General features: G+C 40.9%; 26 protein-coding genes. 9 read left to right on the top strand and 17 right to left on the bottom strand.

The genetic code is table 11. The features are described 5' to 3' along the window. Positions 1-72 precede the first annotated feature (72 nt). Positions 73-630: a helix-turn-helix domain-containing protein gene (locus KP78_RS09205; protein ID WP_041088310.1), complete on the top strand. Its 558-nt coding sequence runs from the start codon at positions 73-75 to the stop codon at positions 628-630. Between the two features lie 82 nt (positions 631-712). On the opposite strand, the gene KP78_RS09200 is transcribed toward KP78_RS09205, so the two are convergent. The 5 genes from KP78_RS09200 to KP78_RS09185 form a co-directional block, all read right to left on the bottom strand. Further along, positions 713-1,489, bottom strand: coding sequence for an enoyl-CoA hydratase-related protein (locus KP78_RS09200; RefSeq protein WP_041088308.1), 777 nt, complete (start codon positions 1,487-1,489; stop codon positions 713-715). 251 nt (positions 1,490-1,740) lie between these two features. Beyond that, positions 1,741-3,297 (bottom strand): fatty acid--CoA ligase family protein, encoded by a 1,557-nt coding sequence (locus tag KP78_RS09195; RefSeq protein ID WP_041088306.1) that lies wholly within the window; start codon positions 3,295-3,297, stop codon positions 1,741-1,743. 118 nt (positions 3,298-3,415) lie between these two features. Further along, positions 3,416-3,565 carry a hypothetical protein gene (locus KP78_RS20055; protein WP_157841480.1) on the bottom strand — a complete coding sequence of 50 codons (150 nt, stop codon included), beginning with the start codon at positions 3,563-3,565 and terminating at the stop codon, positions 3,416-3,418. Positions 3,566-3,630: 65 nt separating this feature from the next. Continuing rightward, entirely contained in the window at positions 3,631-4,620 is a 990-nt protein-coding gene (locus tag KP78_RS09190) for a lipoate--protein ligase (RefSeq protein WP_041088304.1), read from the bottom strand. Positions 4,621-4,634: 14 nt separating this feature from the next. Continuing rightward, positions 4,635-5,372, bottom strand: coding sequence for an MBL fold metallo-hydrolase (locus KP78_RS09185; protein WP_041088302.1), 738 nt, complete (start codon positions 5,370-5,372; stop codon positions 4,635-4,637). Positions 5,373-5,545: 173 nt separating this feature from the next. Here KP78_RS09185 and yhfH (KP78_RS19145) point away from each other — a divergent pair, with 173 nt between their 5' ends. Together yhfH (KP78_RS19145) and yhfH (KP78_RS19140) are read left to right on the top strand one after the other, a co-directional pair. Continuing rightward, a complete protein-coding gene (yhfH, locus tag KP78_RS19145; protein ID WP_422723703.1) occupies positions 5,546-5,683 on the top strand; it encodes a protein YhfH in 138 nt (45 codons plus the stop codon). 61 nt (positions 5,684-5,744) lie between these two features. Beyond that, on the top strand, positions 5,745-5,882 hold the full coding sequence (gene yhfH, locus KP78_RS19140) for a protein YhfH (RefSeq protein ID WP_422723702.1): 138 nt from the start codon (positions 5,745-5,747) through the stop codon (positions 5,880-5,882). 103 nt (positions 5,883-5,985) lie between these two features. Here yhfH (KP78_RS19140) and KP78_RS19750 read toward each other — a convergent pair whose 3' ends face one another. The 5 genes from KP78_RS19750 to hemE all read right to left on the bottom strand — a co-directional run bounded on the left by KP78_RS19750 (position 5,986) and on the right by hemE (position 10,360). Further along, on the bottom strand, positions 5,986-6,207 hold the full coding sequence (locus KP78_RS19750; protein ID WP_235420888.1) for a hypothetical protein: 222 nt from the start codon (positions 6,205-6,207) through the stop codon (positions 5,986-5,988). A gap of 62 nt (positions 6,208-6,269) precedes the next feature. Next, entirely contained in the window at positions 6,270-6,761 is a 492-nt protein-coding gene (locus KP78_RS09180; protein WP_052474732.1) for a FixH family protein, read from the bottom strand. A gap of 87 nt (positions 6,762-6,848) precedes the next feature. After that, positions 6,849-8,276, bottom strand: a complete 1,428-nt coding sequence (hemY, locus tag KP78_RS09175; protein ID WP_041088300.1) for a protoporphyrinogen oxidase — start codon at positions 8,274-8,276, stop codon at positions 6,849-6,851. A gap of 27 nt (positions 8,277-8,303) precedes the next feature. Continuing rightward, positions 8,304-9,236: a ferrochelatase gene (gene hemH, locus KP78_RS09170; RefSeq protein WP_041088299.1), complete on the bottom strand. Its 933-nt coding sequence runs from the start codon at positions 9,234-9,236 to the stop codon at positions 8,304-8,306. Between the two features lie 92 nt (positions 9,237-9,328). Next, positions 9,329-10,360: a uroporphyrinogen decarboxylase gene (hemE, locus tag KP78_RS09165; RefSeq protein WP_041088295.1), complete on the bottom strand. Its 1,032-nt coding sequence runs from the start codon at positions 10,358-10,360 to the stop codon at positions 9,329-9,331. 1,074 nt (positions 10,361-11,434) lie between these two features. Here hemE and KP78_RS09160 point away from each other — a divergent pair. After that, positions 11,435-11,944, top strand: a complete 510-nt coding sequence (locus tag KP78_RS09160; protein WP_041088293.1) for an antibiotic biosynthesis monooxygenase family protein — start codon at positions 11,435-11,437, stop codon at positions 11,942-11,944. 135 nt (positions 11,945-12,079) lie between these two features. On the opposite strand, the gene KP78_RS09155 is transcribed toward KP78_RS09160, so the two are convergent. The 4 genes from KP78_RS09155 to KP78_RS09140 form a co-directional block, all read right to left on the bottom strand. Continuing rightward, a complete protein-coding gene (locus KP78_RS09155; protein WP_041088291.1) occupies positions 12,080-12,727 on the bottom strand; it encodes a response regulator in 648 nt (215 codons plus the stop codon). 11 nt (positions 12,728-12,738) lie between these two features. Continuing rightward, positions 12,739-13,776, bottom strand: a complete 1,038-nt coding sequence (locus KP78_RS09150; protein ID WP_041088290.1) for a HAMP domain-containing sensor histidine kinase — start codon at positions 13,774-13,776, stop codon at positions 12,739-12,741. A gap of 10 nt (positions 13,777-13,786) precedes the next feature. After that, positions 13,787-14,590 (bottom strand): cell wall-active antibiotics response protein LiaF, encoded by an 804-nt coding sequence (liaF, locus tag KP78_RS09145; protein WP_041088287.1) that lies wholly within the window; start codon positions 14,588-14,590, stop codon positions 13,787-13,789. A 123-nt stretch (positions 14,591-14,713) separates the two neighbouring features. Next, complete coding sequence (locus KP78_RS09140; protein ID WP_052474731.1) at positions 14,714-15,340, bottom strand: phosphatase PAP2 family protein; 627 nt, start codon at positions 15,338-15,340, stop codon at positions 14,714-14,716. A 154-nt stretch (positions 15,341-15,494) separates the two neighbouring features. On the opposite strand from KP78_RS09140, the gene KP78_RS09135 reads away from it, so the two are divergent. Continuing rightward, complete coding sequence (locus tag KP78_RS09135; protein ID WP_041088286.1) at positions 15,495-16,667, top strand: M20 family metallopeptidase; 1,173 nt, start codon at positions 15,495-15,497, stop codon at positions 16,665-16,667. Between the two features lie 83 nt (positions 16,668-16,750). On the opposite strand, the gene KP78_RS09130 is transcribed toward KP78_RS09135, so the two are convergent. Then, complete coding sequence (locus KP78_RS09130; RefSeq protein ID WP_041088284.1) at positions 16,751-17,965, bottom strand: ABC transporter permease; 1,215 nt, start codon at positions 17,963-17,965, stop codon at positions 16,751-16,753. Beyond that, positions 17,952-18,698, bottom strand: a complete 747-nt coding sequence (locus KP78_RS09125) for an ABC transporter ATP-binding protein (RefSeq protein ID WP_041088282.1) — start codon at positions 18,696-18,698, stop codon at positions 17,952-17,954. Before KP78_RS09125 ends, KP78_RS09130 begins: the two co-directional genes overlap by 14 nt. Before the next feature lie 147 nt (positions 18,699-18,845). On the opposite strand from KP78_RS09125, the gene KP78_RS09120 reads away from it, so the two are divergent. Beyond that, entirely contained in the window at positions 18,846-19,268 is a 423-nt protein-coding gene (locus tag KP78_RS09120; protein WP_041088280.1) for an HIT family protein, read from the top strand. A gap of 126 nt (positions 19,269-19,394) precedes the next feature. Further along, a complete protein-coding gene (locus KP78_RS09115) occupies positions 19,395-19,913 on the top strand; it encodes a tryptophan transporter (RefSeq protein WP_041088278.1) in 519 nt (172 codons plus the stop codon). Positions 19,914-19,962: 49 nt separating this feature from the next. Here the strand turns inward: KP78_RS09115 and yhzF are convergent, their stop codons facing one another. After that, positions 19,963-20,145 (bottom strand): membrane protein YhzF, encoded by a 183-nt coding sequence (gene yhzF, locus KP78_RS21280; RefSeq protein ID WP_041088276.1) that lies wholly within the window; start codon positions 20,143-20,145, stop codon positions 19,963-19,965. A gap of 92 nt (positions 20,146-20,237) precedes the next feature. On the opposite strand from yhzF, the gene KP78_RS09105 reads away from it, so the two are divergent. After that, positions 20,238-20,627: a YtxH domain-containing protein gene (locus KP78_RS09105; protein WP_052474730.1), complete on the top strand. Its 390-nt coding sequence runs from the start codon at positions 20,238-20,240 to the stop codon at positions 20,625-20,627. A 202-nt stretch (positions 20,628-20,829) separates the two neighbouring features. Further along, a complete protein-coding gene (locus KP78_RS09100; protein ID WP_041088272.1) occupies positions 20,830-21,417 on the top strand; it encodes an HTH-type transcriptional regulator Hpr in 588 nt (195 codons plus the stop codon). Positions 21,418-21,510 lie beyond the last annotated feature (93 nt).

Raw genomic sequence — 21,510 nt, 5'->3', positions numbered from 1 at the left:
TGCGTTATAAGTTATTTATATACCAAAGTATACAAATGTGCGTTTTAAATAACAACCCGGGATGTGAAAAAAGTGGAAGAGGTAAAGAAGCAATTAGGTGTGAACTTGCGTCTGTTTCGCAAAAAGAGAGGCTTGACGCTGGACCAAGTAGCAGAATACACTGCTGTCAGCAAGGCGATGCTAGGACAAATAGAACGTGGAGAATCAAATCCAACAGTCGGCACGATATGGAAGATTGCAAACGGACTAAAACTATCTTTCTCTTCCCTGCTCACCCAGCCTGCACAAAAGGTAAGTCTTATTCATTCAGCAACAATTGAACCCGTAAAAGAAGACAACGGGAAATATCGTGTATATCCCATTTTCACCTTTGATCCTGTCAGACAATGGGAATATTATAAAATCGAGCTGGACCCTGGCTGCCGCTACGTTAGCGAGGCACACGGAGAAGAGGTAGAAGAATATATCGTGGTGACAGAAGGCGTTCTTCATCTTACTCTGAACAATAAGCAATACACGCTCTCTGCTGGAGAGGCCATACGATTTAAGGCAGCAAATACACATGTATATAAAAATACAACAGATTCGATAGCTATCTGTCAAATGATCATTCACTATCAGAATGCATAACGAAAAAAGCTGACTTATAACCATCCCCCTTTTACTTTCTCTTAATGAAATGTGTGAGGGCTATGCATAAGTCAGCACAATATTATTTTCCTTTGAAAACCGGCGGACGTTTTTCACTAAATGCCAGCAATGCCTCCACTCGATCTTCTGTGGGAATGATTGTTTCATAGGATTTACGCTCGATTTGTAAACCTGAATACAGATCTGTATTCATTCCTGTTTTTACAGCAAATTTTGCCTGCTGAAGAGCGATGGGACCATTTGCAAGCAAAGCATCTGTCAGGCTATGTACTTCTTCTAAAAAGGATGGTCTTGAAGCGACCACTGTTACCATTCCATACTCTTTTGCTTCATGAGCGTTAAGACGTCTTGCCGTCAAAATAAGCTCAAGCGCCTTTGCTTCACCGATCAGCCTTGGAAGACGCTGCGTGCCTCCTGCTCCAGGAATGATCGCAAGACTTGTCTCTGTCAGACCCATTATGGCATCCTCCACAGCCACTCGAAAATCACATGCAAGTGCAAGCTCCATTCCTCCACCGAAAGCATAGCCATTAATGGCGGCAACGGTTGGCTGAGGAAGTGCTGCGATTGCGTTAAACACCTCGCCTATTTTATATATATTCCGTTTCACCTGCTGCTCATTTAATGTCTTACGCTCCTTTAAATCCGCTCCCACACTAAATGCCTTTTCACCAGCACCTTGAAATACGACAACACGGATATCCGGATTAATACGTAAGGCCTCCACCACCTGCCCCAGCTCTGTTAATAGATCATAGTTAAATGCATTCATAGAATCAGGGCGATTCAAGGTTACAATAGCCAAATGTTTTTTTTGCTCCAAAACAATAAACTCCATTGCTTCTCCTCAATCCTTCCTTTTCATAATAGATAGATTGAAACCCTTTCCATTATTGTATCATTGACTTTTTAGACTTGCACCCGCTGTGATTAAAAGAATCTTCTTTCCGCTATTAAGCGGTAAACACGATCAGTCGATTTCTTGACAAATAGTAAAACAGTGCGAGGAAGAACTGAGATGAACGATCGAACGAAGATAGAAAAAGAATTTAACAGGAAAAGGCTGGCTCAATCGAGTCAGCCTTTTTCCTACGACCCTGTCTTAATCTGATCACGCAACGCGCGTCTTAATATCTTACCAGTTGTATTTTTTGGAAGCTCCTCAATAAACTCAATAACGGTAGGTAACTTATATTTAGCTAGCTGCTTCCCGCAATATTCAATGAGCTCCTCTTTTGTGAGAGCTGGATTCTTCTTCACGACAAAGCACTGTACTGCTTCACCGTAATCTGGATCAGGCACCCCAACAACAGCTGTTTCGACAACCGCTTCATGAGTGTATAAAACCTCTTCAATCTCTCTAGGGTAGACGTTATACCCGCCCACGATGATCATGTCCTTTTTACGATCCACAATATAAATATAGCCCTCATCATCCATTCTTGCTAAATCTCCGGTATAAAGCCACTCATCCTTAATTGCTGCCTCTGTTTCTTCCGGCATTTTATAATAACCCTTCATCACATTTGGGCCTTTTACAATCAGTTCGCCAACCTGTCCAATCGGCACTTCTTCTCCAAGCTCGTCCACAATTTTATTTTGAACATTTGTAATGGATGTACCGATAGACCCTGGCTTGCGATCACGGTCTAATGGATTAAAGCTTGTAACAGGTGAGGCTTCTGATAGCCCATACCCCTCCGATACTCGCACGTTAAACTTTTCTTCAAAGTTGTGAAGCAGCGCAACAGGAAGAGAAGCTCCGCCCGAAATACTTAAACGAAGGGAAGCAAAATCTTTCGGATCGCCATCCGGATATTGATAAAGGAAATTATACATCGTCGGAACACCGGCAAAAACCGTTGCCTCGTATTTTTTAGCAATTGCAAAAACATCCTTTGGGCTAAAACGAGGAACAATTAAAATAGTGCCTCCATTAATCAATGGTGCATTTAACACGACCGTTAATGCGAACACATGAAACATAGGAAGAGCGGTGATTACCCGATCCTCCCCTGTAATCGATAAATAATTGGCTGTATCACTCGCATTAGAAAATAGATTGCGGTGCGTAAGCATAGCCCCTTTAGGCTTTCCGGTTGTTCCAGAGGTATATAAAATAACGGCAACATCATCATCATCAAGCTCCGGCCCTTTGTATTGAGGAGTCTCTTCTGCCAGTAGTCGAGAGAACGCTTTCACTTTTTCTTTCACGTCCTCCCCTAGTGCAGAAAGCTTCTCATGTGTATCTGAACTTGTTTCACAAAGGATAAACTGCTGAATGCTCGGAAGTGCATGATGAGCTTTTTCTACCAACGGCAATAATAAATCCAACGCGATCACCACTTTAACATCACCATCACGTAAAATATACGCAATCTCATCAGGTGTATAGATTGGATTAATCGGAATCGCTGTTGCACCTACACGTAATGTTGCATAAAGAGAGATCACAAAATGTGGAGAGTTACCTAAAAGCAGCGCTACATGGTCCCCTTTTTGAATCCCCATAGCCGTTAAGCTATTTGCCATTTTGTTCACAGCTCCATTCAATTCTGCATATGACGCCGATTGGTCCATAAAATGATAGGCTGTTTTACTGTCATGCTGCTTAGCTGTTTCATTTAATCGATCTGATAAATTCATTTCATCATCCCCCTTGACGATTTTATGAATGAATAATCATTCATTTTACTATTTATCAAAAATAAAAATTTTCAAACTAATTATATCCAAATCCCCTACTCATTTCAAGAGAGCGATTTCATCCTTTCTTCTTGAGACTTAAATCCATCACGATTAAAGCTGCAACACTTACTGCACTTATGCCATAGCCCCATAAGGTCATCCATCCAAATAAATTGAAAACCGGACCCGTCAATACAAGACAAAGCAAAATCCGTTTTATTTGCATTACTTTTCCCCTTTAAAATATATATGTAAAAACGGCCAGCTACAGTAGCCAGCCGTTTGGAATGATCAATAGAGCAAATCAATAAACTCTTCTTTCTCAATGTTGCCAAAATAATGTTTAATGTCTACGTCTTCAAGTGCTTTTTCTATAACAGCACGCTCGTAACGTAATCCGACAAGCTTATTTTCAATTTCCTGTACATCACCAACGCCAAAGAAATCTCCGTAAATTTTGCAGTTTTCAATGTTTCCTTTTTCCACATCCAGACGCACATCCAGTCCGCCTACTGGGAATCTGTGTGAATGCTGCAGGTTAAATTTCGGTGATTTCCCATAATTCCAATCCCAATTTTGATAGCGTTCACGTGACAGTTCATGAATATTGTCCCAATCCTTATCTGTTAACACATATTCTTTAATTTTATCGGCACCGGCAAAAATATGGCTAAGAATCAATTGCTTAAACTCTTCAATGGTTATTTTCTCTTCCATGAATTCAGAGATGTTTGCTACACGGCTGCGAATGGATTTAATGCCTTTGGATTCAATTTTATCCTTACGTACTTTTAACGATGAAACAACGTTATCAATTTCAGAATCAAACATGAGTGTCCCATGGCTGAACATTCTTCCTTTTGTTGAAAACTGTGCGTTTCCTGAGATTTTTCTCTCTCCGACGACGAGATCGTTGCGGCCCTTTAATTCAGCCTTTACACCAATTTGGTGAAGTGCTTCAACAACCGGCTCCGTGAATTTTTTGAAATTATGAAAGCTGTCACCGTCGTCCTTCGTAATAAAACTAAAGTTTAAGTTCCCCAAATCATGGTATACGGCACCTCCGCCCGAAAGACGGCGTACGACATGAAGTTTATTTTTTTCTACGTAATCAGTGTTTATTTCTTCAATTGTATTTTGATTCTTTCCAATAATAATGGAAGGTTCATTTATGTAGAAAAGCAAGTAGCTCTTCTCGATATCAAGTTGTTTAAGTGCATACTCTTCTATAGCTAGATTGATCCGAGGATCCGTTATACCTTTATTATCTATAAATAACATTTAATTAGTCCCCCTTATGAATAGGTGATCGTTAATCCCGATGAAGCAAGCTGTACTTTACCATCATATATTTGTTCAGCCTCTTTTTTAAGTTGATTCAAGTTTCCAAAATGAGGAAGATGCGTTAAGAGCAAGTGCTTTATCCGGGCATCCCTGGCGATAGAAGCCGCTTCCTCACTTGTCATGTGTCCTGCTGATTGTGCATCCATCCCGCTGTAAAAATTCGATTCTGCAATCAGCAGATCAGCATTTTTGGCAAACTCAATAAAAGAAGTTTGGTACGCGGAGTCTGCTGTAAAAACAACGACTGCATTAGAAGATTCAATGCGTACGGCATAGCAAGGCACTGAATGGCGCGTTCGCAAAAAGCTCAACGTAAACGGTCCCAACTTTAATGGCTGTTCCGGCTGATAAGCAATTGCTCTCATTAATTCTTTATATTGAAGTGATGAAAAACCGCTCTCATCTTCTTGATGACCGTATGCCGGCAGAATAATCGTTTCCCCTTTAAGTGCCTCCTGAATTAACAGCGCATGCTGTAATACACCCACATCAGCTATGTGGTCCGCATGGTAGTGAGTAATCACAAGTGCATCCAGTTCATCTGGCTGTATGTATCGCTGAAGCTGACTTAATACACCGCTCCCACAATCAAGAAGAAGATGAAAGCCATCCTGTTCGATTAAATAGCCTGTACTTGCTTCATTCATTTTTGGATAGCCACCCCAAAAGCCTACAACCGTAACCTTCAAAGCCTATTCCTCCTTCATGATAAACGATGATACATGCTGGTATTACTATACTGTATTTGACCTATTTTTTCATCTGAGAGCATATATTTTAAAAAAATCATTGACTAGTCGATATCTGTTATAATACAATAAGATCAAATAACACATAGTTGTATAACAGATAATAGGAAAGGATGATTACAATGCTTGAAAACGTAATGGAATTTTACAGAAATATCCCGCCTAAACAATGTGCGTCTTGCGGAGATAAAATGGAAGAACAAGCAGAAGCATACAGTACTGTTTGTGATAAATGCAGTTCTTCAATATAAGTACGTTTGTTATGGCAACAATAAAAAATGAATTCCATCATAATTTAACGAAAAAGAAGGGATGATTGCAATGCTTGAAAACGTAATGGAGTTTTACAGAAACATTCCACCTAAACAATGTGCATCTTGTGGAGATAAAATGGAAGAACAAGCAGAAGCATATGGTACTGTCTGTGATAACTGTAAAACAAATGGATAAGAATAACAGCGCGACAAAAAAACACTTCTACTGAACAATACAGAATATCTGTATTAGTACAGTAGAAGTGTTTTTTGGTATTATGCAAACAGGGCAGCGTGTCTTATACTTGTCGCAGCTGAACAAGCACCTTCCGCTTTTCTTTGATCCAGCTGCAGGCGCTAGCTGCTCGAGGTCTCAAGTCAAGCCGTCTTATTGGCAACGAGCACCAATATGCCGACTCGCCTTGTGCTTGTCGCAGCTGAACGAGCGCCTTCCGCTTTTCTTTGATCCAGCTGCAGGCGCTAGCTGCTCGAGGTCTCAAGTCAAGCCGTCTTATTGGCAACGAGCACCAATATGCCGACTCGCCTTGTGCTTGTCGCAGCTGAACGAGCGCCTTCCGCTTTTCTAGTGGCTGTGGTCGTTTTCTTCATTTTGATTATCATGATCCATTTCAGTTTGCAGTTCTTCGTCTTCAATAGCTGAGAGATCGGGATCTCCAACGAGGACCTCCATCCGAGGCATGACGTGTGTATCACGTGCAGTGACATGTGCTTGCACATAATAAAGTGATTCTTCTTCAAAGGTATAGGACGCAATATATTTGCCTTCCTCTTCATTTGTTGCTTCAATCATCTCCGAGTGTTCTTTATGATTTGGCTGCCAAACTTCAAATGTCACCTCGTGTGCATCATCAACTTGTTCATCACCCTGCGTGACTTCTACTTCAAATGTAAGTGTATCGCCAGGCTCTGCCTGTTCATCTATATTGAACGTTACTTCGACTGGAACAAGTGATTGCGTCGTTTCTTCGGCTCCTGTATTGTCGTCTGTTCCTCCGCACGCAACCATTACTGTAACAATGTTTCCCAGAACCAACCCTTGCAGTAATCGTTTCATCTTTTTTCCTCCAATATGTATACTCTTCATTTATCTTACTAGCTTACGCAATGAATTTGATAGCTATATGAAAAGGACACAAAGAGATCAGAATCCCTTGTGTCCTTCCGTTACATAAGCAATCGATTGATGAGCTGCGCTCTCCCCTTGGTCAACACAGTCAGGCAAACCAAGACCTTCAAAGGAGCTCCCCGCTATAAATACACCTGGAAAGGCGTTTTCAAGCTTTTCTTTTTCTTCTTTCAGTCGTTCCTTATGTCCAACAGTATATTGGGGCATTGCTTGCTTCCATCTTGTTACAATTGTAAATTCCGGTTTTTCACTAATGTCCATAATTTTCTTCAAATCATCCAATACAATCGATTCGATTTGATTATCAGCTAAATCTACGACAGCTTCATCTCCAGCACGCCCCACATAACACCGCAGAAGGACTTTACCTTCTGGTGTAGAATGAGGCCACTTTTTATGTGTCCATGTGCATGCTGTAATGGTATAGTCACTATTTCTGGAAACAACAAAGCCTGTGCCTTCAATATCTTTTCGAATCGCTTCAGAAGGAAAAGCCATCGCAACTGTTGCAACCGACGTCGCTGGCATCGATTTGAACGAAGTGAGCAAATTATTTTTTTGAAAAATACCTGATGCCACTATGTGAGGTACGGTAAAAATAATACTATCTGCATCAAGGGTTTCTCCGTTATTTAATAACAGCTTATAACGATGAGGTGAAGAATCTTCCTTTTCAATAGTCTCCACTTTTACACCTTTTATAACAGTAGTGCTAATTAATTCTTCCTCAAGCTTATCAACAAAGGACTGCAATCCTGAAGTAAAGGTTAAAAAGAGTCCCTTTTTCTTTACTTTTGCTGCTGGAGGAGGTGCATTCTTTTTCATCCCAAGAATGAGACTCCGGTGCTCCTGTTCTACCTGATAAAACTGAGGGAACGTAGCCATTAGACTTAAACGATCAATGTCCCCTGCATATATGCCTGATAACAGCGGTTCAATTAAATTTTCTACCACTTCATTTCCCAGTCTTCTGCGAAAAAAAGCACCTAATGATTGATCTGATTTTCCCTGTGATTTGGGCATGACGAAATCTGCTGCTGCTCTCACTTTTCCCGTCAAAGAAAAGAGATCGGTTTTCAGAAATGAACCAACCTGAGTAGGTATTCCCATTACGGAACCCCCCGGCATTGGATGAAGTGTATCATTCACCAGTACAAAGGACTGCCCTGTTGCATTATTCACCAAACGATCTGCGAATCCGATTTCTTCCGCCAGACGAGACATACTTTTTTTTCTCGCCAAATAGGAGTCAGGTCCCTTTTCAATTATGAACCCGTCTTTTTCTACGGTTTGAATCTTGCCGCCAAGCCTATGACTTGATTCTACTAATGTCACTTCAAAGTCCAGGTCATGTAATTTTCGTTCTTTTTGAATTCTATACGCTGCTGCGAGGCCAGTTATTCCGCCGCCAACAACGACAATCTTTTGTTTGACTGCTGACACATTTACTCATCGCTTTCTATAACAGAATTAGTTGCCGTTCAAATGCTTTAATACCTTGTCAGTCATAGCATCGATAAACAGAGCCTGTGTATTCGGCATTTCAGGACGGTAGTATTTCGCTCCAATTTCATCTGTAATGACCTTACATTCATAATCGTTATCGTACAGCACCTCTAAATGGTCAGAAACAAACCCAACAGGTGTATAGACAAACGATTCGTAGTCATACTTTTCATGAAGAGCTTTCGTTAAATCCTGAACGTCTGGTCCAAGCCACGGATCCGGAGTATTTCCTTCACTCTGCCACCCGATCTCGTAATTCTTTACACCCGCCGCTTGTGCAATTAAGTTTGCGGTTTCTTTTAGCTGATCCGGATATGGGTCGCCGGCCGCAAGAATTTTTTCTGGGAGACTATGAGCAGATACAATTAATACTGCTTTATCACGCTCTTCTGCTGTCAATGCATCAAAGGTTTCTTTTACTTTTTCAGCCCAGTATTGGATAAACTTAGGCTCATCATACCAACTTTCAATTGATGTAATGGCAACCCCAAGCTTTTCTCCTGTTTCCTTAGCACGGCCATTGTATGATTTGACGCTGAAAGTTGAAAAATGCGGTGCTAACACGATAGATACAGCTTCTGTGATACCATCCTTGTGCATTTGTTCAACTGCATCTTCCACAAAAGGCTCAATATGCTTTAATCCAAGGTACATAATGAATTCAATCTCGTCCTGTACTTCATTCAAACGTGCCGTTAACGCTTCTGCCTGTTCTTGAGTAATACGAGCTAATGGAGAAATTCCGCCAATTGCCTCATAGCGTCCACGCAGGTCTTCCAGCATCTCAGGAGACGGCTTACGGCCATGTCTAATATGTGTGTAATATCGTTCTATATCTCCTTCGCTGTATGGCGTTCCATATGCCATTACAAGCAGACCCATTTTTTTCTTTTCCATCTTATTCCACCTCGTGAATTAGAATTATTACTTTATTATAATCATTTTAATAGATGAAATACAAATGAATTTACTTGTTGGATGTGCTGGAATTATCGCGAACTGTATTCATGAATAAACGCTGTTAAACGCTTTAACGTATCAGGATTAACCTCAGGGAAAACACCTTGACCAAGATTAAAAATATGTCCCGGCTGAACCATGCCTTCATCTAGAATGGTTTTCACTCGCTCTTCAATAACGGACCAAGGAGCAAGCAGGATCGAAGGATCGAGATTACCTTGAAGTGATTTCGTTATCCCCATCGCTCTCGCTTCTTTAATAGACATACGCCAATCAAGTCCAATAACATCTATTGAGAAATCATTCCAATCCTTTGCTAAATGACTAGAACCTACTCCATGCAAAATGAGTGGAACATCTTCATTTCTCAGTTCGGTGAAAATTTTCTCCATCGCCGGTTTAATATAGGTGCGATAATCCAGCTTATTTAATGCACCAACCCAAGAATCGAAAATTTGAATTATTTTTGCCCCTGCTTGAATTTGTGCTTTTGTATAAAGGATTGTCATTTCTGCAAGCTTGTCCATTAATGCAAACCAAGCTGCTGGCTCTTCGTACATAAATGCCTTTGTTTTATGATAGTTGCGGGAAGGACCCCCTTCAATCATATAACTTGCTAGCGTAAAAGGAGCGCCTCCAAAACCAATCAATGGAACGGAAAGCTGTTCTTTCGTCAGTAAGCGAATCGTATCTAATACATATGGAATATCCTCTTCCGGATTAATCATCCCAAGCTTTCCCACATCTTTAGCAGAGCGAATCGGATTATCAATTACAGGACCTACTCCGGATTTAATCTCAACATCTACGCCAAGCGCTGGAAGCGGAGTCATAATATCTTTGTATAAAACAGCCGCATCCACATTATAATTTTCAACAGGAAGACGTGTGACATAAGCACATAATTCCGGTTGATGTGTAATTTCAAACAACGAATATTTTTCTTTTATTGCGCGGTATTCAGGCTGAGAACGTCCAGCTTGCCGCATATACCAAACCGGTGTATGGGACACCTCTTCTCCCCGTGCTGCGCGCAGTATCGTGTCATTAAATTGATTCATTAAACAACATCCACCTTTCGACAATCATGCTTCTATTGTAATCAATTCACTGACAGATGTCAGTGTCAATCCCTTTTATCCCTTTTTCATAGAGGATCCGCTCATAATAACCGTCTAAAACTATATCGGTTTTCTTCGTATATGTATATGGGACGGGCTTAAATGTCATAAAATCGACTTTTTTACTACCTTACTCTCTACCTGAAAAACACATTCACCACACAGATTAGATGATAATATCAATGAGAAGAATTATACTATAGAAAAGCGGAAGGTGCTCGTTCAGCTGCGACAAGCACAAGGCGAGTCGACATATTGGTGCTCTTTGCCAATAAGACGGCTTGACTTGTGACCTCGAGCAGCTAGCGCCTGCAGCTGGATCAAAGAAAAGCGGAAGGTGCTCGTTCGGCTGCGACAAGCACAAGGCGCAGTGGCGTAATGGCGTTCTTTGCCAATGAGCCGATGTGACTTGTGACCTCGAGCAGCTAGCACCTGCAGCTGGATCAAAGAAAAGCGGAAGGTGCTCGTTCAGCTGCGACAAGCACAAGGCGCAGTGGCGTAATGGCGTTCTTTGCCAATGAGCCGATGTGACTTGTGACCTCGAGCAGCTAGTGCCTGCAGCTGGATCAAAGAAAAGCGGAAGGTGCTCGTTCAGCTGCGACAAGCACAAGGCGCAGTGGCGTAATGGCGTTCTTTGCCAATGAGCCGATGTGACTTGTGACCTCGAGCAGCTAGTGCCTGCAGCTGGATCAAAGAAAAGCGGAAGGTGCTCGTTCAGCTGCGACAAGCACAAGGCGCAGTGGCGTAATGGCGTTCTTTGCCAATGAGCCGATGTGACTTGTGACCTCGAGCAGCTAGTGCCTGCAGCTGGATCAAAGAAAAGCGGAAGGTGCTCGTTCAGCTGCGACAAGCACAAGGCGAGTCGACATATTGGTGCTCTTTGCCAATAAGACGGCTTGACTTGTGACCTCGAGCAGCTAGCGCCTGCAGCTGGATCAAAGAAAAGCAGAAGGTGCTCGTTCGGCTGCGACAAGCAGCTTTCCGAATAATTCTATCTTAAAAGGAGGAATAAGAATGAATATTTACTTCACTTCAGGCACCGCAGACTACTTACATAAACTTGTTCAACAGTATCCGGATGAAAAACTGATCCAATTAGCAGGCGAAGACACATCACTTCTTATACACGAAACCACAGGAAAATCAATCTTTAAAGAACCAAGAAAATATGAAGCCTTTAATGAAGCAGGTCAGTTAACTGACACAGGTTTCTTTGTATTTAATAACATCCCTGTTTCTGATGAAGGACGTCCCATATTTGAGGATCGATTTAAAAATCGTGCGGGATTAATTGAACAAGAACCAGGTTTTATTGCCATTCGCGTTTTGCGCCCACTAAATTCAGATACGTACGTCGTGCTTACGCAATGGGACAGCGAAGAATCCTTTAAAAAGTGGCAAACATCTACAGCTTATAATAAGGCTCACACTAAACGAGGTACTGATCAGGGCATCGATCACCAAAAGACGATCTTTCCTCGTTCATCGTTCGTTACAAAATACGTGGCACAGCCCGAAGAATAATCACAAGAAATGTGTTGAGATCGTGTGTGGATATCAAAGGCAATTGTAAAGTTGCCACCCATCACTGAAAATATCTCGATATTAAGCACTTTGATTGGATCAAAAAAGCTGTCAGGTCGCCCCGACAGCTTTTTTCTATGTATGTTTTTTCCTGAGGAGTCCATTTCGATTTGCATAGATAGCAGCCTGCGTCCGATCATTTTTTTCCAATTTACTTAAAATATTACTGACATGTGTTTTTACCGTTTTAATCCCTATAAACAACGTATCAGCAATCTCCTGATTGGTCAGCCCATCTCCAAGACACTCAAGCACATCCATTTCCCGTTCAGTCAAATCGTCATGGAGAACTCTTTCCTTTGTTCGAAATCGTGTCATTAATTTATTCGCAACCTGTGGTTCAATGACAGCCTCTCCATTTGAAGCTTTATAGATGGCTGATAATATATCCGGTGCCGAAGACGTTTTTAAGATATAACTATGCGCTCCAGCTTCAAGTGCAGGAAATACCTGTTCGTCATCATAATAACTTGTTAAAATGATAATGCGGCAGTCCGGCAAAAAAGACAAGATATCACGGGTAGCATCTATTCCTGTCCCGCCCTCCATCAGTAAATCCATTAAAATCACGTCAGGACGGACCTTCATTGCAAGCTCTGCTGCCTCTTTTCCATTGCTTGCTTCCCCAAGAAAATCGATATTCTCTTCTGTCATTAAGTATGATTTAATTCCCAGTCTCACCATCTCGTGATCATCAACAATCATTACACGTATAGCTGCCATTTTTTCTCCCCCTATTGTTCCAGTAAATGAATTCGAATATTTATGTAAGTCCCTTCTCCCTTTTTTGATCGAACCTCAAATGTGCCCCCTATTTCCTCACATCGCTCGCGCATTGTTTGCAGACCATAGGATGTCCATTTTTCTGCTGAAACATCAAAACCCTGCCCGTCATCTCCAATAAAAAGATGAAAGATTGCCCCTTTTATTTCAGAACGCATTTGAATCTTCGAGGCTTGAGCATGTCTCAAAATATTAGATATCGCCTCCTGCACAACTCGAAATAAATGTGCATCCGTCGTTTCTGGAATCTCTTCCATACCCTGAAGCTTCAATTCAAACTGTATAGGTGTTTTTTTCTCAAGCTCTTCAATCAGCTTCAACAGCCCTCCTTTTAAAGACTCTCCTTTAAGATCGATCGGACGCAAATGAAGCAGCAATGCTCTCATTTCCCCTTGGGCCTTTTCAGCAATCTCAGAAACTTGAAAAATAATTGGCCGTGCTTCATTTGGTTTTTTATCAATTAACCTTACAGCAGCAGAGGATAGCATATTTAAAGCAAAAAGCTGTTGGCTGACAGAGTCATGGAGGTCTCTTGCAAACCGTTGCCGCTCTTCAATAATGGCAGCCTGTTGAGCCTGCTTTTCCAATGTAGATCGTTCCGTTGCTATGCGCTGAAGCGACTTCAGCTGTTCCTGCATGGTGCCAGCAAGATTATTCAGCTCCTCCTCGATCAGCCCGATCTCATCCACAGAAACGCGTTCAATTCTTTCTGCATATCTTCCGCCGCTAAGTGTCGTAACATATGCCGCCAGCCGATCAAGCCTGCTTTTTATCAGATAGCTTGCACGACTGCTAAGGTAAAAAGTCATCCCGCTAAATATGATAAATACAAATAAAGTGAAATAAAGAGATTGCTCCAAAGAGATAACCGGATTCTCCGCTGCAAAAATATATATTTGCAAAAACACAAAAATCACAATTGTTCCAAAAAGCACAAATTGCAAGTACTGCATTAGAAACCAAAAATGGAGATTATAAATATTTTTCATAGGCATCTCCCTATACACGATCGATTCGGATGGAGCCGATTCGAATATCAATTTTAATTAACACTTTTTTATGTGCGTTTTCATAATCACTGGAAGTATACGTCTGAGAATTCCCCTTTGGACCTTCCGTGTGATTTCCGAATATTCGTACTTCTCCTACATTAACATCCGCTTCAACACTGATACTTAGATCTTCTGGAATAAGCATTTTCACATCACCAACCCAGCCGGTTACATACAAAACAGTCTCGCCTTCGGGAACGTAAGCTTTGCTAAGATCGAAATAATAGTTACCAACTGCCTTATGGACACGCATTGACTCTAAAGACCAATTGGGGCTATTGTATTTCACCTCTCCCACACTGAATACCTCAATCTTTTTAGACGTTTTCCCATACGACTTCTCGTATTGATCATGAGGTTTCGAAGTAAAGTTTTTAAGAGCTTCGACATCACTTGTAATATGAATTTTCCCGCGGGAGGTAAAAATAGAAATAGCCAAGGCGATCAAAAGAAGCGGCCACAGTCTCCACCAGTCCCCATATGAAAAGTCCACAATCTTAAAAATGGCCAGAATCAAGAGGCTGCCATAAGCTGTGAAAAACAATCCAAAAAACAGTTTAAATCCACCTCTATGCCGTATAAACCTCCATAAAAGCCTTAAACCATATAATAAAATAAGAGCTGGAATAGCAATTGATAAAAAGGATAATCCTTCAATTTCAACAATGTTTAAGTTTAATAGTAAAAGTACTGCTCCTATTAATAGCAGTACACTTGCACAGCCCCATTGACGCTGACTGCCTGCCTCCATGCTCTTCGCCCTCTTTCTTAACTTAGCCCTATTCAAGATTTAGTTCTCTCTTTCCTGCTTGTTCCTATCTTAAAAAAAATCCGGCTAAGCCTGTAGCTTCACCGGAAGGATTTTGTCTCCACCTTAGGACGGAGATGATGCAGAAAATTTTGTCCGCCTTCTTTTTAAAAGCCGCTCGTAAACCAATAGACAAACAATTGCATAGGTATAGCCTAATAGCCAGCCTCCTATAACATCAGAAAAATAATGGGCTTCATCAGTCACACGGCTCAGTCCAGCTAAAACAGACAATGACACACCCACCATGAATAGTACTATTTTAACCATACCTTTTTCCATGTCTTCTGTTAAAAGAGAAAAAATAACAACAACTGCAATTAGACTTACCATCGCATGGCCGCTTGGGAAACTAAAGCTGACTTCACCCGCCGACGATAATGGGCGATCACGTTCGATCCATTGTTTTATTCCCTTGTTTAGCACATTTCCTCCTGCTAAAGCTGCTAATACAATGACCATACCGAGATAGTTTTTTCTTCTAAACCATAAAAAAAGAATCGTCATGATCCCTGCTGCTCCCAGAAAAAGTTCTGAACCAAAAAACTCAAAGACAGTAATGAAAGCGAATCCTCCAAATAAATCACGTCCCCATGCATCCATCATAGCTACAGAATCAGTTTGAATTCCAGCCATAAGCAGCAATACCGCAATAAACGTGACTGCGGCTAAAGGATAAAATAATATTTTCATACATTTTTGCCTCACTTTCCATTCATGCACGTATCTTCACTGTATCATGTTTATTCCTGTTTATAAGCAAAAATCTCTATTGAGTGTACAAAATAAACAGAAATGATATACTATTCACATATTAGATATTTCGAAAGCCGAAAGGAGAAACATTATGACCCTACATACACTTTTTGAAAAACTTGAGCAGTCCTACCCTGATATGGTGGAGGTACGACGTTATTTACATCAGCACCCTGAGCTTTCTTTTGAAGAAACAGAAACAGCAAATTATATTGCTAACTTCTATAAAGAACTAGGAGTAGAATTTCGCACCGGCGTCGGAGGAAACGGAGTGGTTGCGACAATTCGAGGTGCAAAACCGGGAAAAACAATTGCTCTACGTGCAGACTTTGATGCCCTGCCAATCCAGGATGAGAAGGATGTACCATATAAATCGACCGTGCCAAACAAAATGCATGCATGCGGGCATGACGGCCACACCTCCACCTTGCTTCATTTGGGTAGAACACTACATGAAATGATAGACGAGCTTGCGGGTACATACGTGTTAATTCACCAGCATGCTGAAGAATATGCTCCAGGTGGTGCAAAGCCGATGATTGAAGACGGAGCTTTAGATGGTGTGGACGTTGTTTTTGGCACTCATTTGTGGGCAACAGAGCCAGTGGGTAAAATCCAATATCGTGTCGGCCCTGTTATGGCGGCGGCAGACCGGTTTGAAATTGTGATTCAAGGTGCTGGCGGCCACGGAGCACAGCCACAAAAAACAAAGGATGCAATCGTCGTTGGAGCACAGCTGGTGACAAATCTTCAGCAAATTGTCAGCCGCCGCGTTAACCCTATCGATTCTGCTGTTGTAACGGTTGGCTCTTTTGTGGCCGATAACGCTTTTAACGTAATTGCAGATTCCGCTAAAATTATCGGGACCGTCCGCACTTTCAATCCTGAGGTTAGAGATTTAATCGAAGAAGAGATTGGACGAATCGTCAAAGGTACATGTCTGACAGCAAACTGCGATTATAAATATGATTATTTCAGAGGCTATCCAGCTGTTGTAAACCACGAAGTAGAGACACTATTTGTGGTAGAACAGGCAAAACTAGTGCCAGAAGTAACAAGCGTAGAAGAAACGGAGCCGCATATGGGCGGGGAAGATTTCGCCTATTATTTAGAGGAACGAAAAGGCAGCTTTTTCTTTACAGGTGCATGCCCGGAAGGCGTTACAGCGCCATATCCTCACCATCATCCAAAATTTGATTTCAACGAAAAAGCAATGCTCATTGCAGCAAAAACATTAGGGGCAGCAGCTCTTAACGCACAATAGAAAAAAAGCTGACGCACTTTCCAATTCCTTAATCCAGGACAGCGAAAAGAGTTGCGTCAGCTTTTTTATATTTAGTTTAATTTTTACAATGACTTGAGTTGTTTCGGTACGTACCAATACATGAAAAAGAGGTAAAATATCGCGACAGCAACGATTACAGCGGCGGTATGCAGCCAGGCGAAGCCCCATATACTGACAACGATAAAGATGCCGCCCTGTACTAAAATAATTCTGGATAATACGTCTTTAAAAGAGGAGTATTTTAGCGCTTTAGGGAGCGGATATAAATCAGGCCAAATTTTCAGCTGATGCTTTTTCAGCATTGGAATGAGTTGAAATCCCGTCAAATATAAGAATAACAATGCCACCGCAACTTTTACCCATAGTAACCCTGAGCCAATCATAATCACCGATGCGATGAGCGTTAATCGCACCCAAAGACCAAAATATTCATCTGAACGAAGAAAAGTTCTGACAAAGAGATAGCGGTACGAAAGGGCAGAAGCATATGGAGAACGATTCAATAATGGATCCAGCCATTTTCGTCTCTTGGCCTGTCCTTTTAAATGCGGGACATCTGTAAACATATTTGCAAAACGATAAAATTGGTGCAGCCTCGCCTGTTCTAAATCAATTAACAGCTCCCATTTTATCGTCTTTTGGGCTGTTAATCGTCGAAATGCCAATAGATAAACAAGCAGTAAAACAGTGACAAAGATTTGGAGCCAAAGAGCTGCATTAGAAAAAATAGTCCATAAGAATATACTATTGAGTACAAGTCGACATAGATAATCTATACGGTGCGTTGAAATTTCTTGATAGCGTAAAATGGTCCAGCGCATCACAAGGTTCCAAGCTTTTAACGCCAAGACAATGGCAAGCAGCCCGAAAAAATCAATAAATGCAGCTCCCTGTACCCTTACATACATGGGCATGGAGACAGCAAGCGCCACTAATACCAGGTAAGATTGAAAAAGAAAACTGCTGACAACGGCACTCTGAAAATACCTGGTCATCTTCCCTTCCAGCGGCGTTAAATACACTTTGTCAGGCTCTTTTAAATATGTATAAATCGGACTAAACGACACGATTATTCCTAAGATGATGGCCATGACAATCGCTGCTGGAAAACCTGCGGTCAGCGTATTAACCCATCCGCTGTATGCATAGCCGCCGCCGCCAATGGCAAAGATCAGCACGAACATTAAATGACCATTAAAAATATAGCGTAAATATTTTTGAAGTTCTCGATTATAATCCTGAAGGCGCTGTATCCATATTTCATTAATTTGCTTCATAGGAATCTTCCTTTGTAAGCTGAATGTAGATGTCATCTAATGTTGCATCTGACATTGAAAATTTTTGACGGAGATCCTGAAGTGTCCCCTTTGCTCTTACTTTCCCTTCATGCATAATAATAAATGAATCACAGTACCGTTCAGCTGTTGCTAGAATATGTGTTGACATTAATATACTTGATCCATCTTTCTTCATTTCTTCCATCAAATCTAAAAGCGACTGTATCGCAAGCGGGTCTAACCCAACAAAAGGTTCATCTATGATGTATAAGCTCGGTTTTGTTAGAAAAGCACACATGATCATAACCTTTTGCTTCATTCCTTTTGAGAAATGAGCTGGGAACCATTTCATTTTTCCTTCCATCCTAAATTCTTTTAACAAAGCAGGAATTCTCTTCTCATATTCTGTTTCTTCAAGCCCGTAAGCCATCGCTGTTAGCTTTAAATGCTCCTCCAATGTTAGCTCATCATACAGAATGGGTGCTTCCGGAATATACGAGAACTCCTTACGATATTTATCAGGATCATCCTTAAGCTGAAGCCCGTTTATCTTAATCGTGCCGCTGTGCGGCTCCATTAATCCAATAATATGTTTAATTGTCGTACTTTTCCCTGCACCATTAAGACCAATTAACCCGATAATTTGCTGCTTTTCCATTTGAAAGCTTATCCGGTTTAACACTGGCTTTCTGGTATAACCACCAACTAATTCCTCTATATTAAGCAATGACATCGTCTTCGCCCTTTCCATTTTGGATTACCGATATTGTAGCAGATTTCCACGCTTCAAGCATGAATGATGATACGTTTATTCTATTCGAGGAATCTTCCTTCCTGTGCTAAAATAAGCACATACATAAATTAAGAAGGGGTGTTAAGAATGAGCGATTGTATTTTTTGCAAAATTATTGATGGGGATATACCGTCAAAGAAGGTTTATGAAGATGAGCATGTCCTTGCGTTTTTAGATATTAGCCAGGTGACTGAAGGACATACTCTTGTTATTCCTAAAACACATAAAGAGAATATCCATGAGCTGACGCCAGAAATCGCAGGTCGCCTTTTTTCAGTTGTTCCAAAGATCACAAATGCGATGAAAGAAGAATACGACTTAAAGGGTGTAAATCTGTTAAACAATAATGGTGCATATGCTGGTCAATCCGTTTTCCATTTTCATCTGCATATTTTACCAAGACATGGTGAACAGGATGGATTTGATGCGAAGTGGGAAACGCATACTGAACAATACTCACCAGATAAGCTACTTGAAATGGCACGAGCGCTCTCATTGCGCCTTTCGTAGAACAATTCTATAAACTCAAATATGTTCCACAGCCTAACCATGTGATATAATAAAACCACTTTTCGCTGACGGTCACGAGGACACGCCAGGAGAAGAAAGAGATTGATTAGTTGAGGAGAGATGAGAATGAATACTAGAACACTCGTTGCATTATCTTTATTTGTGGGAATTGGTGCTGCCCTTCACTTGCTGATCCCAGGCAGCTTAAGTATGAAGCCTGATATGTCATTGATTATGATGTTTTTAGGCATATTGCTGTTTCCTGGAGCAAAGAACGTCCTGCTTCTCGGATTAACAACCGGGTTATTATCAGGCTTGACTACCACATTTCCAGGTGGTTTTTTGCCAAACCTAATTGATAAGCCCATTACAGCGTTCATTTTTTATGGAGCACTGCTGCTAACAGCTAAATATGGTCGCACAGTTGCTGGAGCAGCTATTTTGACCGCAATCGGCACAATCATTTCTGGAGCACTTTTCCTTGGTTCAGCTGCATTGATTGTCGGTTTGCCGGCTCCAATTATGGCACTTGTTGTGACCGCTGTACTTCCAGCGACGGTTGTAAATGGTATATTAATGGTGTTGTTGTATCCGATTGTACAGGCGATCATGAAGCGTTCAAGCCTGGCGCAACCCGCCGCTTAATTCCCCAATGAACCCGTCTTAATTGGCGGGTTCTTTTTTCCCCTGTTTATCACCAGCTAAAAAAGGTTAAAGAGAAGAATAAGAGACAAACAGCTACACTGCCAATGGCTCTTTTTATGCGTATATGTTTGGGCGGATACATCATGGGAGAACGGCTTTTTAGCAAAAGTTTAAACGAAAGTATAAGCATCAAAATTGTACATAACAGGAAAATCCATTTTATGAATTCCATTTACTACTCCTCCTTCGAATAAGGGGCTATTACAGCGTATGTCAAACCCCTCCTTGATAAGACGAGTAAATCCAATAAAGGATGTGTTAATGATGAATGTAAAACGATTATCAACAGGTATTCTAGTTGGACTCGCAGCAGGCGCAGTCACCACGTTATTGTCAACTCCTCAATCAGGCCGTGAGCTTCGTGGAACAATTAAAGAAACAAAAGATCACTGGTCCGATCATGTGCTGGAGATCCAGATGAATATCCAGCAAATCAAAGAATCGATTCAGCAAGTATCCAAAGAAGGTAAGGAAAGCATACAATCCGCCCTGATGGAATTAAAAGAATCTGTTCAGCAGTGGAAAAAGGAAGCAGACCCTCATATTAATAATCTGCATGAAGAACTGGAAGCCATTCAATCTGCAATGGAAGAACTTGAGCGTACGATCAATCAAAATCAATCAACATCATCCACTACTTCTTCAAACGAATGAATATTTTGAAACTACATTCCTTTATAATAAGAAAAGGCAGTCAAGTAAATGACTGTCTTTTCTTTTTTTCGAAAATTAAATCAATTCACACCTTTATTAATTTTTACTTTATTGCTATAATATTAAGAAGAATCAAAATGATATTATTCTTAATTCTTTCATAACATTATTGTGCCAATCCATTAAAAAGTAGGTGAAGCATTTGAAAGATCAACTTGTTTCAATTAAAGAAGCCATGCTATTTAGCCAGCGCATGGCCCAACTGAGTAAGGCACTTTGGAAAGCCATTGAAAAAGATTGGCAGAACTGGATTAAGCCCTACGACCTCAATATCAATGAACATCATATCCTATCGATTGCTTATCATCTAAAAGGAGCATCTATTTCTGATGTCGCAAAATTTGGGGTTATGCACGTATCTACTGCGTTTAATTTCTCAAAAAAATTAGAGGAACGTGGCTATCTTCAATTTTCCAAAAGAGAGAATGATAAACGTAATACTTACATTCAGCTAACAGAAGCTGGTGACTCCCTTCTTTGGGAGCTGATGGAGAACTATTCACCTGAGCATCATGCTGTGTATCAAGGCGCAAGCCCGCTTAGAGAAATCTACGGTAAATTTCCTGAAATGATGGAAATGATGGCTATTGTCAAAAATATTTATGGTGACGACTTTGTTCAAATTTTTGAAAAGTCGTTTCAAAATATCGAGACAGAATTTACAGATGAAGACGGAAAAATCCAAAAGATAAAGCCTTTACCTAAAATGGAAAAAATTGCTTCACCTTAAAACATTCAATCGTATGAAATCTCACTGGTTTTCAAAAAAATCAGTAGGACAAGTCACTACTAGTAGTGACTTGTTTTTTTTGTAAATTTCTTT

The organism is Jeotgalibacillus soli (assembly GCF_000829435.1).
Taxonomy (GTDB): domain Bacteria; phylum Bacillota; class Bacilli; order Bacillales; family Jeotgalibacillaceae; genus Jeotgalibacillus; species Jeotgalibacillus soli.
Note: the sequence above shows the minus strand (reverse complement) of the source record. Positions and strands in the feature narration are given on the sequence as shown.

Coding starts and splice junctions, on each gene's coding strand:
- KP78_RS09195 (WP_041088306.1), bottom strand. CDS start 3,297: ATGAATTTATCAGATCGATTAAATGAAACAGCTAAGCAGCATGACAGT.
- KP78_RS09130 (WP_041088284.1), bottom strand. CDS start 17,965: ATGAAGCAAATTAATGAAATATGGATACAGCGCCTTCAGGATTATAAT.
- yhzF (WP_041088276.1), bottom strand. CDS start 20,145: ATGGAATTCATAAAATGGATTTTCCTGTTATGTACAATTTTGATGCTT.
- KP78_RS20055 (WP_157841480.1), bottom strand. CDS start 3,565: ATGCAAATAAAACGGATTTTGCTTTGTCTTGTATTGACGGGTCCGGTT.
- KP78_RS09125 (WP_041088282.1), bottom strand. CDS start 18,698: ATGTCATTGCTTAATATAGAGGAATTAGTTGGTGGTTATACCAGAAAG.
- KP78_RS09190 (WP_041088304.1), bottom strand. CDS start 4,620: ATGTTATTTATAGATAATAAAGGTATAACGGATCCTCGGATCAATCTA.
- KP78_RS09115 (WP_041088278.1), top strand. CDS start 19,395: ATGAATACTAGAACACTCGTTGCATTATCTTTATTTGTGGGAATTGGT.
- liaF (WP_041088287.1), bottom strand. CDS start 14,590: ATGGAGGCAGGCAGTCAGCGTCAATGGGGCTGTGCAAGTGTACTGCTA.
- KP78_RS09160 (WP_041088293.1), top strand. CDS start 11,435: ATGAATATTTACTTCACTTCAGGCACCGCAGACTACTTACATAAACTT.
- KP78_RS09180 (WP_052474732.1), bottom strand. CDS start 6,761: ATGAAACGATTACTGCAAGGGTTGGTTCTGGGAAACATTGTTACAGTA.
- hemH (WP_041088299.1), bottom strand. CDS start 9,236: ATGGAAAAGAAAAAAATGGGTCTGCTTGTAATGGCATATGGAACGCCA.
- KP78_RS09120 (WP_041088280.1), top strand. CDS start 18,846: ATGAGCGATTGTATTTTTTGCAAAATTATTGATGGGGATATACCGTCA.
- KP78_RS09135 (WP_041088286.1), top strand. CDS start 15,495: ATGACCCTACATACACTTTTTGAAAAACTTGAGCAGTCCTACCCTGAT.
- KP78_RS09200 (WP_041088308.1), bottom strand. CDS start 1,489: ATGGAGTTTATTGTTTTGGAGCAAAAAAAACATTTGGCTATTGTAACC.
- yhfH (WP_422723702.1), top strand. CDS start 5,745: ATGATTGCAATGCTTGAAAACGTAATGGAGTTTTACAGAAACATTCCA.
- KP78_RS09140 (WP_052474731.1), bottom strand. CDS start 15,340: ATGAAAATATTATTTTATCCTTTAGCCGCAGTCACGTTTATTGCGGTA.
- KP78_RS09155 (WP_041088291.1), bottom strand. CDS start 12,727: ATGGCAGCTATACGTGTAATGATTGTTGATGATCACGAGATGGTGAGA.
- KP78_RS09150 (WP_041088290.1), bottom strand. CDS start 13,776: ATGAAAAATATTTATAATCTCCATTTTTGGTTTCTAATGCAGTACTTG.
- KP78_RS09105 (WP_052474730.1), top strand. CDS start 20,238: ATGAATGTAAAACGATTATCAACAGGTATTCTAGTTGGACTCGCAGCA.
- yhfH (WP_422723703.1), top strand. CDS start 5,546: ATGATTACAATGCTTGAAAACGTAATGGAATTTTACAGAAATATCCCG.
- hemE (WP_041088295.1), bottom strand. CDS start 10,360: ATGAATCAATTTAATGACACGATACTGCGCGCAGCACGGGGAGAAGAG.